Genomic DNA, 12600 nt, shown 5'->3' on the forward strand with positions numbered 1-12600 from the left:
GGCGGCCTTCTCACACCGCCCGCCATGAAGAGGAGGACATGACCGCTCCCGTCGTACGCCGAATCCGCCAAAGTGCGCAATGAGCACCCAAGCCGCACCTGTCGCGGTGATGTGCCGCGCCAACTAATATCCTGTAATCAGTCAACTACGCAATGAAATCGACAGGGATCAGTCGCGGCCACGGGCGGCCCGGGTGCCCATCGATCGGCCATGCGGCCCCGTCTGCCCGCATGGCCGATGCATGACCGATGTATGGCCCCGATCTTCCCGATAACGGGTGAGCGATCCGTCGGAGGCGTCAGGCGCCCAGGCTCGCGCCGCGCACGAACTCCTCAACCGAGGTCGGCTTGATCTCCGCGTAGCGATCGTTGTCCAGGCTGTCGAACTTGCCCTTTCCGGTCACCATGCACCACTGGTACTGCAACGCCACGTAGTCGAAGGGATTCTGGGTCGCCTCGGCCCGGCGCTCGATTTCGGAGCGCAGTTCCTCGGCCGTGCCCAGCGTCCGCAGCTCCAGTTTCCGGCCCGTGCCGTGTTCGACCGCCGCGTGGAACTGGCGCATCGAGACGACCTCGCCGGCGAAGCGCATCGTGCCTCCGTTCGCCAGATCCGGGTCCAGGACGGCGGCGGCGGTGTAGGCGGCCGTGTCCTGGACGGTGGTCAGATCCAGCGGCTGGTCGGGGTCGCCCCAGTGCGACAGGGCGCCCTTCTCCCAGTCAATGAGATCCATGAAGCCCACCATCACCTCGACCAAGGCCCCGTTCAGCACCGAGAGGACGCCGAGAGGGGTTCCAGCGAAGCCCGCTGCCGCCTGCCGCCGCCAGTCGATCATGAAGTTGTCACCGTCGTCGAGCCTGGTGATGTCGATGGCGAAGTCCGAGGGGACGAACCGGGCCGCTCCGGCCTGCTCGGCCGCCGTCAGCAGGTTCGCTTGCCCGTCCACGATGAGGTCGGGACCGCCCTGGATGGCGGAGACGACGGTCTGCGCTCCGCCGATCGCGGCGGCCAGCCGGTCGGTGGGGTCGGTGATGTCACCCTCGACCAACTCGACTCCCTTGGCCTTCAGGGCGTCGAGGGCCTGCTTCTTCTCGCCGGTGGCCCCGGGGCGCACCAGCGCGCGCACGGTCGCGCCCTTGGCCAGGAAGGCCGACGCGAGCCGGTTGCCGAGCAGCCCGGTCGCACCCACCAGGAACACCTCTGCCTGTGCCGTCATTGTCGTTGCATCTCCTTGAGCAGTCGCGCCGTATCGCGTGGGCGGTACGGCGGATGAGCAGCGTGCGTCCGATCACCGGCGTGGTCTGTTCGACCCGATTCGGGTGATCGACTGTGAAGGTAAACTCTGAAACCGGTTACAAGGTCAAGCGGTGAAGGTGAACACCATGCGCATCGGGGAGCTGGCCAGGCGCACCGGAGTGGACGAGCAACTGCTCCGCTATTACGAGAAGCAGGGCCTGCTGGTGCCCGAGCGGTCCACCAACGGCTACCGCGAGTACGACGAAGCCGATGTCGGCGCCGTGCAGAAGATCCGGGGACTGCTGGCCGCCGGGCTGTCCACGGCCACCATCGCCGAGGTCAGCTCATGCCTGCGCGATGACTCGCTGCCGACCCCCGCGTGCGCCGGGGTCGTCGAACGGCTGCGCGGCGAACGCGAGCGAATCGACCAGGTCATCCAGGGCCTGCTGGACGCCCGCGCCGCCCTCGACAACGTCATCCGCCGCGGGGAGGGCGCGGGCTCCCCAACGCCGGGCATTCGCACTCCGGTGTCGGACCCCGCGGGCAAACCGGGCGGCTCACGGCCGCGGTCCACATCGAACGCGACGGGCCGCAGAGCACTCAACCTTCGTTAGCGAGCCTTCGCGCCGGCCAGAGGCATGCCCCCGACGTGCGGAATGCCGTCTGCCCGATAATGAGCCCGTGGATCTTGAGCCGTACCGGGGTGAGTTGGTGGCGTACTGCTATCGGATGGTCGGCTCGTTCCACGAGGCCGAGGACCTGGTGCAGGAGACGATGATGCGGGCGTGGAAGGCCCGGGACCGGTACGACCACACGCGCGCGTCCACCCGGACTTGGCTGTATCGGATCGCCACGAACGTCTGCCTGACCGCGCTGGAGGGACGGGCGCGGCGGCCGTTGCCGTCGGGGTTGGGCGCGCCCAGCGACGACCCCGGGGCACCGCTCACACCGGCTCTCGACGTTCCCTGGCTCCAGCCGTTCCCCGACGCGCGGTTCGACACCGGGACACGAACCGACATGCGGATCGCGCTGGTCGCGGCGACGCAGATCCTGCCGCCGCGGCAGCGGGCGGTGCTCGTACTCCGTGAGGTACTGGAGTTCAGCGCCGCCGAGGTGGCCGTCCAGCTCGGCACCACGGTCCCGGCCGTCAACAGCGCGCTACAGCGGGCCCGCGCCGCCCTCGCGGAAGCGCGCGAGATCGACGAGGTCACCGAGCCGGACGACCCGAAGACCCGCGCAACGATCGGCCGGTACGTGCGGGCGTTCGAGGCGGCCGACGTCCCCGCGCTCGTACGGCTCCTCACCGACGACGCGGTCCTGGAGATGCCGCCGGTCCCGCTGTGGTACCGGGGCAGCCACGACTACGGCCTGTTCATGCGCCGCGTGTTCGACATGCGCGGCACCGGCTGGCGCGTCAGGCCCCTGACCGCCAACGGGCAGCCCGCGCTCGCCGCCTACGCGCCGGAGCCCCGCGGCGGGCATCACCTGCACACGCTGCAGGTCCTCACCCTCACCGGCGAGCGGGTCGCACGCAATGTCGTGTTCGCCGACCCGGCCGTGTTCGAGGCCTTCGACCTGCCGCGGCGGATTCCTTTCGACGAATTCGACCAGAGGCGATGAGTCGGGCCGATGCCGCCGGTACGTACGGGCGAGCATCGAACGAAAGGACACTCATCGTGAGCGTCATCGTCATTGAATTCATCACCCTGGACGGGATCGTGTCCGACCCGGACGGCTCCGATGGCACGCCGACCGGCGGCTGGGCGTTCCGTCACGGCCCCGAGACGGTCGCCGGGGACAAGTTCCGGCTCGGAAGCACAATGGACGACGGCGTCCTGGTGCTGGGACGCAGGACCTGGGAGCTGTTCTCGCGGCTGTGGCCGGGACGCGACAACCCGTTCGCTGCGCGGATGAACGCCGCGTCGAAGCTCGTCGCCTCCCGCGCGCTGGCTGACACCTCGGCATGGGCGAACTCCACGGTCATCGACGGCGACCTCGTCGACGCCGTCAAGCGTGAGCGGCGCGATGTGATCATCACCGGGAGCCTGAGCGTCGTGCGCGCGCTGATGGCCGAGGACCTGATCGATGAATACCGGCTGCTGACCTTCCCCACGATCCTCGGCCGCGGCGAGCGCCTCTTCCCCTCCGGCGGATCACCCGCCTACCTGGAGTGCCTGTCGTCCGAGCAGGTGGGCGCCGCCGTCCTCACCCGGTACGGCAGGGCGGCATGATGACCGTTCGCCTCCTCGCCTGTTTCCCCAGGTAGATAGGCCTAATTGACCCGTCGCGAAGACAATTGACCAACGCTGAGGATCTCCGCGGTTTCCGGGACGTACACGCTCGTGTACGTCCCGGATCGGACCTGGTTCGGGGGTGTTGCGGTCCGTCGCACGGTCGATCATTCGTGATCGTCCGCTTGAGCGGACGTAGGCACACTGTCGCCGTGGGGACGTCTCCGGGCGGTTCCCCGACCGGAGTTCCGGGCCATCAGGCCAGGAGACGGAAGGGGGATCGCGAGCGGGGCGCCGGCATGCCAACCGGCGTCGCAATCGCGATGCGAAGGGTCTCCAGCCTCTGCCATCATCGCTGGGTGTCCCGATTTGAAGATCTTGTCGCTGAAGGTGAATCAGTCCCCACCGAGGGGTGGGACTTCTCCTGGTTCACCGGCCGCGCGGTCGAAGAACGTCCGTCCTGGGGGTACGCGAAGTTGCTCGCGGACCGGATGGCGAAGGCCGAGGCGGCGCTCGATATTCAGACCGGCGGGGGAGAGGTGCTGGCCTCGATCGCGGCCGCCCCACCGGTGTTGGCCGCTACGGAATCGTGGCAGCCGAACATCGGGATCGCCCGGCGCAACCTGGCCAAGTTCGACGCCACGGTCGTCGAGGTCGACGACGAGGCCGACCTGCCGTTCCCGTCGGACCACTTCGACCTGGTGGTCAGCCGTCATCCGGTGATCACCCGCTGGGACGAGGTCCGCCGCGTTCTGCGCCTGAACGGTACGTATCTCGCGCAGCAGGTGGGCTCGGGCTCGGTCCGCGAGCTGACCGAGTTCATGATGGGGGCGCAGGAAGCAGAGGAAGCTTCGGTCCACCCGTCTTTGGGACCGCTGGCGACCACGGCCGGTGCGACCCCGATGGAGGCCACTTTCAGCGCGGAGGCGGCGGGTCTGGAGGTCGTCGACCTTCGTCAGGAAGCACTCCGAATGGAGTTCTACGACATCGCGGCGGTGGTCCACTTCCTCCGCAAGGTGATCTGGATCGTCCCGGGCTTCACCGTCGACGCGTACCGCGACCGCCTGGCCGAACTCCACGACTTCCTCGAACGGCACGGCCCCTTCGTGGCCTACTCGCAGCGTTTCCTCATCGAGGCTCGGAAGAGCTGAACCTGCTCGGGACACGGGCGGCGTCGGGGGACGCCTCGGTTCACCTGACCATGGACGCCCGGACCGATCTGTCCGGGCGGGGAAGTGCGGTGACGGTCGTTGGCCCGGACACACCTACTGATCGACTCTGGTGAGCGCTCATGAGATTCCTCATCATCGGTGGCAGCGGTTTTCTCGGCGGCGAACTCGCTCGGCAGTGTTCGGCGGCCGGGCATGAGGTGGCCGCGACCTACCTGACCCGGCCAGGAGAGACCGCGGGCGTTGAGTGGTTGCCGCTCGACGTGCGCCGACGAGAGGACGTTGCCGCGCTGATCGCCGCATTTCAGCCAGAAGCGGTCATTAACACGGCGTCCCGGTCGGCGGACTGGACGACCACAGCGACCGGAGCCGTGAACGTGGCTCTCGCCACCTCTGCGACAGGTGGGCGCCTGGTTCATGTGTCCAGCGACGCGGTCTTCTCCGGCGCCGCGATTCACTATGACGAGACGTGCGTCCCCGACCCGATCACCCCGTACGGTGCGGCCAAAGCCGCTGCCGAGACGGCGGTGAACGCGATCGCGCCGACCGCGGTGATAGCCCGGACATCCCTGATCATCGGTGACGGCGGTTCCCCGCACGAGGCGCTGGTGCATTCACTGGCCACCGGCAAGGGGAGAGGAGTGCTGTTCACCGATGACATGCGATGCCCCGTGCACGTCGCCGATCTCGCCGCGGCGCTCCTCGAACTTGCCGCATCCGAATATCACGGCGTTCACCATGTCGCCGGAAGCGATGCAGTGAGCCGATACGAGCTGGGCCGGCTCATCGCCCGACGCGACGGGCTCGATCCGGACCGGCTGCCCTCAGGGCGGCGAGCGGACACCAACGCGCCCGGCCCGATAGACGTACGCCTGGAGTGCGGCATGACCCAGCAGCGGCTTCGGACCACGCTCCGCGGCGCGCGGCAGTTCCTGGCGTGAGTTCACCGACGATCGCGACCATCTCCTCCAACTCACGACTGGGAGCCGGCAAAGCCGTCCAGAGCGGCGCGGATTTCCTTGCGCATGGTGTCACTACCGGTGTGCCCTGAGTCGTCCACAACGACGAGGCGCGCATCAGGCCAAGCCTGGGCAAGTTGCCAGGCGGTCTCCAGCGGCCCACCCAGGTCGAAGCGGCCATGAACGAGCACGCCGGGGATGCCGGCCAGTTTGTGCGCGTTGTGCAGCAGGACGCCCTCCTCCAGCCAGGCGGCGTTCGAAAAGTAGTGCGCGCAGATCCTGACAAGGGCCTGCAGATCAGCGGGTGGCCGGTCACTGTAGGCGTTCGGCTTGCCGTTCACCTCCAAGGAGATCACCGCGTCCTCCCAGGCCGTCCAGTCGTGAGCCGCCTTGGCCCGCACAGCAGGGTCGGGGTCGGACATGAGACGCGCGTAGGCGGCAAGCAGATCGCCATCGCGCTGGTCCTCAGGGACTCCCGCGCGGAAGCGCTGCCATTGTTCGGGAAAGAACCGGCCGACACCGCGATAGAGCCAGTCGATCTCGGAGCGGCGGGTCATGGTGACGCCGGTGATGACCATCTCCGACACCCGCTCGGGGTGCGCCTCGGCATAGGCGAGCATAAGCGTGGAGCCCCACGACCCGCCGTAGAGCAGCCATCGGTCGACATGGAGATGTTCGCGGAGCCGCTCCATGTCGGCGACAAGATGGTGGGTGGTGTTGGCCGACAGATCAACTTCCGGGTCGCTCGCGTGGGGCAGGCTTCGCCCGCAGTTGCGCTGGTCGAACAGGATGATGCGGTAGCGGGCCGGGTCGAAAGCACGGCGCTGGCCTGGTGTGCAGCCTGAGCCGGGCCCACCGTGAACGACGACCGCGGGCTTGCCCTCCGGGTTGCCGCAGACCTCCCAGTAGATGAGATGGCCGTCGCCGGTGTCCAGGTGTCCGCGGTCGTAGGGATCGATGGGGGAGTACATGATTCGAAAATATAGTCATTAGCCAGATGCAGGTTCCCGGCCACAAGAATGGCCCGCGCCCCCAGGAACAGAGTTCCCACTGAAGTTTCCCCGCAGCCGGATCCGTGACGTGCAGGTCCGTTGACATTCCCCCCGCCCGGCAAGACGGCCGTCTCCGCAAATTGGTCCCAGAATTACGGGCGTCGCAACAAAACGGCCCCGGCCCCGACGGGCAACGGCGTGCCGGGTATCACTTGTCTTCGCCGATCCCGGCCAGGGCCGCGCGGAGACGGCCGGCAAGATCAAGGGCCTGCCGCGCTGACCAGGGGATCACTCCGTTCTCGGTCATCAGAGCGGGGTACTGCTGCTGCTCGTAAGGAGTTCCGGGAGGCAGGGGAGCGATGTGCCAGTGCAGGTGGGTGTTGCCCTGCTGGCTGCCCAGGGAGAGCAGGTAGGTGCGCTCGGAGGGGACCACCGCCTCGACCGCCAGGGTGATCCGGCGGACCGTCCCCATCAGCCGTAGGTAGGCCTCTTCGTCAAGGTCCCGGGCGACGTGCTCGACGTGGGCTTTGGGAGCCACCAGGACCTTGCCGGGCATCGTGGGGTAGCGATCCAGGAAAGCGATGTGGTGCTCATCCTCGAAGAGGATCTGCTCAAGGTCGTAGCCGGGAGCGCCCGCCAGGATGGCGCAGACGAAACAAGGACCGCCTCGGGTGCGCCGAACATAGCCGGCGAGATCGAACGCTTCTTTCCGTGGGGACGGCGGTTCGCCTTGGCAATTCTGGGCGGGAAGGTCCCCGCCGGAGGAATGCACGCTCATGGTCGCCACCATAGGCGGCCACGAGTGGACAGGAGCATCGTCGATGAATCCGCCGCCCGCGCCGCCGCCAACGAGGTAATCGCCGCGAAACGAACCCGGAAAGGCCCATCCCCGGCGGGTGTAGCGTCTAACACGCGAAGTTGATCAGAGGGGTGCCCGCCATTGGAACTGCAAGACACACGGTTGGACATGTCGCATAGTGAGCGGGTCGGCAGATACAGCGACGTCGCGAGCGCGTTGGCGTTGCACAGCGACCGGCAGCTCGGCGAGTCACTGGAGCAGGCGCAGACTCTTGGCTCGGGGATCGGTGGCACCTCGGTACTACTGGACATCGATGGCGTGCCGGTCTTCGCCAAGCGAATCCCGCTGACCGACCTGGAGCGCCGCGCGGGCAACGTGATGTCCACCGCGAACCTGTTCGGGGTGCCTCCGTTCTGCCAGTACGGACTTGTCGAGATCGGCGGGCCGGGCTTCGGTGCGTGGCGTGAACTCGCGGCCAACGTCATGACGACCAACTGGGTCCTGGCCGGGCGCAGCGCTGCCTTTCCGCTGCTGTATCACTGGCGGGTGCTGCCGGGAGCGCCGCCACCCAGCGATGAGCACGCCGACGTCGAGGCGGCCGTGCAGTACTGGGAGGGATCACCAGCGGTACGGGATCGTCTCCACGCCCTTGCCCGCGCCTCGGCCGGCATCGTGTTGTTTCAGGAGTTCATCCCCTACAACCTCGACAACTGGCTCGTCGCTCAGCGAACCGCCGGCCAGGACGCGGCGATAGCGGCGAGCGCCATGGTCGAGTCGTGCCTGCGCACCGACGTGGCCTTCATGAACGGCCAGGAGTTGATGCACTTCGACGGCCATTTCGGCAACATCCTCACCGATGGTGAACGCCTGTACATCGCCGACCTCGGGCTGGCGACATCCCCTCGGTTCGACCTGTCCAAGCAGGAGATCGAATTCCTGGAGCGTAACCGGACCCATGACATCGGGTACGCGCTGATGCGGCTGGTCAACTGGCTCGTCACCAATATCTGCGGGGTGCCGCAGAACGGGGGAGTGGCGCAACGCAACGAGTACATTCGCGCGTGCGCGGACGGCGCGGACCCCGCCGGTGCCCCGCCGGCTGTGGCAGCGGTGATCCGCCGGTACGCACCCGTGGCGGCGGCCATGAACGACTTCTACTGGGACGTGTTCGGCACCAGTAGGACGACGCCGTATCCGAGCGAGGAGATCGAACGCGCCATGAGCGCCATGCGCTGATCCCATCAGACCCGGCAGCACCCACACCAAGCCGACAGGCCGCACATCAAGATCCCGGCAACGTCATGTTGTCGCGCGGGGCCACTTCAGTGAGACGACATCCCGTACGGGGCCACCTTGATGAGACGGGGGCCAAGTTCCCTGAGGCAGGTGTTCCGTCTCAATTGATGTGACACACAGATGTTCGTCCACCTCGGGTGTGTCAGTTCTATTGAGACAGCAGAGGAGCGCGGAGTCTCAAAACAACTGACACAACTGTGACTGAGCGTTTCAGCTGGCGGGAATCGCCCGCTGAAACGCTCAGTCACCACAGCCGATCGTGACGAGGCGCCGTTAGTTGGCTTCGAGAACGAAGAACAGGAAGCTCAGGAACCTCGTGCGGGTGAGCTCGATCTCGCGGAGCTCCTCGGGGAACACCTCGCGGGCTTCCGGCACAAACGGCGGTTCGCTGATGACGCTGATGCGAAAGCCAGCCGCGGTGAAGGCTTCGGTCATCGCGTGCAGCGGCCGGTCCCAGAAGCTCATCTGGGCGGTCTGCCCGCCCATGGTCCATTCTTGGGTCCGGTTTCGAGTCTCGAAGTACGTGGGCTTTTCCCCGGCCATGTGCTGCATGAGGGTGCTCATGAATGGATGTTCGACCGAGACGAGGAGTCGGCCGCCAGGCCTCAGCACGCGTCGCAGCTCGGCCAGTGTCGGTCCCCAGTCTTCCAGGTAGTGCAGCACCAGGGACGCGATGACGTCGTCGAACGCGTCGTCGGGGATGGGCAGTGGGCCGGCCAGGTCGACGACCCGCAGGTCCGCGTCGGCACCCAGCCGCCGTCGGGCCATCTCCAGCATCCCGGCGCTCGCGTCGACGCCGGTCACGATGGCGCCTCGATCGCGCAACACGGAGAACAGCGGACCCGAGCCGCAACCGGCGTCGAGGATCCGCCGGCCGGTCACATCCCCGGCGAGCTCCAGCATCGCGGGCCGCTCGTAGTACGCGTTCAGGGCTCTTCGAGCTTGATCGGGGAGGTCCGCCGCGCATCTCGGTAGGCGATCACGGTGAGTGACGACCGAGGTGTAGGCCGACCCCGGATATGCGAAGCCCGCGGCTCTTGTGGATCATGACTGTTGTCTAGGCAGCCGATCTTCAAGAAACCACGGGCGTGCACAACACTACAGAGATCTCCTCGAACGCGACACTCCTGCTGGGCCTGGAAGGCCTGGCGGTCACGGCGGTGGAGCGCGGCGACGATGGCCATCGCGTGGCCCACGTGGTCACCGACGATGAGGCCGCACGGGCCTGCCCGACATGCGGGGTACTTTCGACGCAGGTCAAGCAGCGCGTGGTCACCTCGCCGCGTGACCTGTGCGTGGGTGGCGAGCCGATCACGCTGCTGTGGCACAAGCGCCGCTGGATCTGCCGGGAGACGTTGTGCCCACGCGGGTCGTTCACCGAGCAGATCGCGCAGGTCAGTGCCGGGATGCGGACGACGGCCCGGCTGCGCCGCGCATGCGGGCGGGCGGTGGCCGATGGCGGGCGTACGGTGGCCCAGGCCGCCCGCGACCATCGCGTGTCCTGGCCGGTGGCGATGCGCGAGATGCGCGCCTACGCCGCACAGGTGCTTCCCGAGCAGCCCAAGCCGACGGAGGCGATCGGGATCGATGAGATCCGCCGGGGCCGTCCCCGCTGGGAACTCGACCCGGCCACCGGGAAATATCGGCTTGTCGCGGACCGATGGCACGTCGGGTTCACCGACCTTTCGGGCGGTCAAGGGCTGCTCGGTCAGGTCGAGGGCCGCGTCTCGACGGCGGTCGCCACGTGGCTGACCGCCCGCCCCGCCGAGTGGAGAAACGCCGTCACGCACGTGGCGATCGACATGTGCACCGTGTTCCGGTCGGCGATCCGTACCGCATTGCCCCACGCCGTCATCGTCGTCGACCACTTCCACCTGGTGCAGCTGGCCAACACCAAGCTCGCCGAACTGCGACGACGGCTGACGTGGAAGATGCGCGGACGCCGCGGCCGGGCAGGCGACCCGGAGTTCGACCACCGCAGGCTGCTGCGCTCCAACAGCGAGGACCTGACCGACCAGCAGCGCTCCGACCTGGAGCGTGACCTGAAGCGGACCGGCACCTACGGCAAGCACATCCTGGCCGGCTGGCGCGCCAAGGAGAAACTGCGCCGCCTGCTCGCCCTGGCCCGGACCAACCCGGCCCGATCACAGATCAGCCACCGCCTGCATGCCTTCTACGTCTGGTGCGCCGACCACGCCTACCTGCCCGAACTCGTCACCCTCGCCGAGACCATCGCCGCCTGGTGGCCACAGATCGAGGCGTTCCTCCTCACCGGCATCACCAACGCCAAGAGCGAGGGCACCAACCGGGTGATCAAGCTCGAAGCGCGCTGCGCCTACGGCTTCCGCAACACGAGCAACCAACGCCTTCGATCACGCTGCGCAACCACTCGCGCGAGCCGGAGTCGAACCATCCCCGCCTAAATTCGTAGACCCGCGTTCAGGAGACTGGTCTCGTTCTCGGCCGTGTACCCCTCGGCGATCAGGTCGTAGGCGTTGCTTTCGGACGAATGTGCGGTCTCAACATGGTTCTCGGGCATAGTCGTCATGCGGGCCATTTTGGTCCACTGGTCACGGGTTGCGCAGACATACAGCCCGTTTGCCATGGCTGAGCGCACATCCGCCAACTGAAGCGCCAATTCACAACAACTCGTCGAATTAGATGGTGTCGCTGGGCGGCTCTGGGATGTTGTGGGCGCGTCGGTACTCGGCCTGTCTGGCCTCTCGCTCCCGCTCTTCGGGCTCCTCGCGCGACATGCGAAATGCGAATCAAGGGCTCGACGTAACGCGCATGGGCGGAGGGCTCCCAGATGTAGCCGGGCTCAAAAGTGTGGCGCACTTCCTCGACGAAGAGGGCGTGCCGGTGGGGGTGCGTGCCTTCCAAAAGGACGAGGCCAGGAGTCGGGTCAGGGCGAGGGCCGGCGGATACTTGGCTGCGACCAAAGTCGAATCATCTGAAGGAACGCCAGTGGGGGCCATGAAAACAGCTCCCACCTCACACGAAGATCGCCAGTGAGGAGCACTATAGCGATCTTGTGTCAGGGCTACTGAGAAAACTGTTGAATGCGTCAGTGAGCTGTCTCATCGAATGTGGTCCATTTAGCGCGTTCTCCAGAGGTTGCCTCATCCAATCTGGCCCATCTCAACGGAATGCTCAAGCTGCCTCGCACGATGTGATCTAACGTGGCGGATCATCACTCGACTGCGGGAGCGGTTTCGGCAACCTGTTTGACATGTTGGTTCCGGACTCGGATCAACCTGCGCATGTAGCGGCAGAGGACCAGGATTTCAGCGATGGTCCCCAGAGGACCAAGGGGTGCGGCGAAATCGATGATGTCGCTCATCACCGTGGCGCCATGACCGTCGGACTGGAAACGGTGAGTGTGGTGCCAGTGCTTGAACGGGCCCGACACCTGCTCGTCAACGAAATATCCCGGCCGGTCGTAAGCGCTGATCGTGGAAGTCATCCGCCAGCGGATGCCGAAGTGTCGTGCCTGCCAGGTGACGCTCTCGCCGAGCTCCAGGCCGCCGGCGGTCACTCCGCCGACCGCCTTTTCGGATGAGCCCGCCATCGAGGTGGTATGGACGCCCACGTCCAGCGAGATGTCGAAGACCCGATCCGGCGGCGCGATGACATGCGTAACGACCTCGAAGCGCGGCATGCGCTAAGTCTAAGGCTGTGGCATGTCAGCGGAATGCTCACCTCGTCTCGCTCAACCCGAGCTGCGGAAGCACGATTCTCGGGTCTCTCCCACTGCGGAGGGCTTCGTTAATGCGTAACTGATCATCGACCCAGTGCAGGACCGGATCGTTCGCGCTGCGAGGGATGTAATCGGGTGCGACCTTCCGAATCTCGGCGTAAAAATCAGCCAGCCTGTCGACGAATCGATCGACGGCGAGCGTTCTCCAGCGCGGTGAGACA

13 protein-coding genes are annotated in these 12600 nt (G+C 66.6%); 7 read left to right on the plus strand and 6 right to left on the minus strand.

Annotation, left to right across the window (positions count from 1 at the left end; translation table 11 throughout):
- Nucleotides 1-298: 298 nt before the first annotated feature.
- Entirely contained in the window at nucleotides 299-1213 is a 915-nt protein-coding gene (locus ACQP1V_RS20690) for an NmrA family NAD(P)-binding protein (RefSeq protein ID WP_433425415.1), read from the minus strand.
- A gap of 166 nt (nucleotides 1214-1379) precedes the next feature.
- Here ACQP1V_RS20690 and ACQP1V_RS20695 point away from each other — a divergent pair, with 166 nt between their 5' ends.
- From ACQP1V_RS20695 to ACQP1V_RS20715, 5 genes are all read left to right on the plus strand, one after another.
- Nucleotides 1380-1847 (plus strand): MerR family transcriptional regulator, encoded by a 468-nt coding sequence (locus ACQP1V_RS20695; protein WP_433425417.1) that lies wholly within the window; start codon nucleotides 1380-1382, stop codon nucleotides 1845-1847.
- A gap of 67 nt (nucleotides 1848-1914) precedes the next feature.
- Entirely contained in the window at nucleotides 1915-2853 is a 939-nt protein-coding gene (locus ACQP1V_RS20700) for an RNA polymerase subunit sigma-70 (protein ID WP_433425419.1), read from the plus strand.
- Nucleotides 2854-2909: 56 nt separating this feature from the next.
- Nucleotides 2910-3464 (plus strand): dihydrofolate reductase family protein, encoded by a 555-nt coding sequence (locus tag ACQP1V_RS20705; protein WP_433425421.1) that lies wholly within the window; start codon nucleotides 2910-2912, stop codon nucleotides 3462-3464.
- A gap of 359 nt (nucleotides 3465-3823) precedes the next feature.
- Nucleotides 3824-4615, plus strand: coding sequence for a methyltransferase domain-containing protein (locus tag ACQP1V_RS20710; protein WP_433425423.1), 792 nt, complete (start codon nucleotides 3824-3826; stop codon nucleotides 4613-4615).
- Between the two features lie 140 nt (nucleotides 4616-4755).
- Entirely contained in the window at nucleotides 4756-5574 is an 819-nt protein-coding gene (locus ACQP1V_RS20715; protein WP_433425425.1) for an SDR family oxidoreductase, read from the plus strand.
- Nucleotides 5575-5606: 32 nt separating this feature from the next.
- Here the strand turns inward: ACQP1V_RS20715 and pip are convergent, their stop codons facing one another.
- Nucleotides 5607-6563, minus strand: a complete 957-nt coding sequence (gene pip, locus ACQP1V_RS20720) for a prolyl aminopeptidase (RefSeq protein ID WP_433425427.1) — start codon at nucleotides 6561-6563, stop codon at nucleotides 5607-5609.
- A 229-nt stretch (nucleotides 6564-6792) separates the two neighbouring features.
- Entirely contained in the window at nucleotides 6793-7362 is a 570-nt protein-coding gene (locus tag ACQP1V_RS20725; protein WP_433425429.1) for an HIT family protein, read from the minus strand.
- Nucleotides 7363-7524: 162 nt separating this feature from the next.
- On the opposite strand from ACQP1V_RS20725, the gene ACQP1V_RS20730 reads away from it, so the two are divergent.
- Entirely contained in the window at nucleotides 7525-8619 is a 1095-nt protein-coding gene (locus ACQP1V_RS20730; RefSeq protein ID WP_433425431.1) for a serine/threonine protein phosphatase, read from the plus strand.
- A gap of 333 nt (nucleotides 8620-8952) precedes the next feature.
- Here the strand turns inward: ACQP1V_RS20730 and ACQP1V_RS20735 are convergent, their stop codons facing one another.
- A complete protein-coding gene (locus ACQP1V_RS20735) occupies nucleotides 8953-9609 on the minus strand; it encodes a class I SAM-dependent methyltransferase (RefSeq protein ID WP_433425900.1) in 657 nt (218 codons plus the stop codon).
- Between the two features lie 158 nt (nucleotides 9610-9767).
- Between ACQP1V_RS20735 and ACQP1V_RS20740 the strand changes: the two genes are divergently transcribed.
- Nucleotides 9768-11102 (plus strand): ISL3 family transposase, encoded by a 1335-nt coding sequence (locus ACQP1V_RS20740; RefSeq protein WP_433421412.1) that lies wholly within the window; start codon nucleotides 9768-9770, stop codon nucleotides 11100-11102.
- Here ACQP1V_RS20740 and ACQP1V_RS20745 read toward each other — a convergent pair.
- Nucleotides 11099-11227: a hypothetical protein gene (locus ACQP1V_RS20745; RefSeq protein WP_433425433.1), complete on the minus strand. Its 129-nt coding sequence runs from the start codon at nucleotides 11225-11227 to the stop codon at nucleotides 11099-11101. The two genes, ACQP1V_RS20740 and ACQP1V_RS20745, sit on opposite strands and share 4 nt — an antisense overlap.
- Before the next feature lie 645 nt (nucleotides 11228-11872).
- Nucleotides 11873-12340, minus strand: a complete 468-nt coding sequence (locus ACQP1V_RS20750) for an SRPBCC family protein (protein WP_433425435.1) — start codon at nucleotides 12338-12340, stop codon at nucleotides 11873-11875.
- Nucleotides 12341-12600: the final 260 nt, after the last annotated feature.

This window comes from Microtetraspora malaysiensis (assembly GCF_050947145.1).
In the GTDB taxonomy this organism is placed as follows: Bacteria; Actinomycetota; Actinomycetes; order Streptosporangiales; family Streptosporangiaceae; genus Microtetraspora_A; species Microtetraspora_A malaysiensis.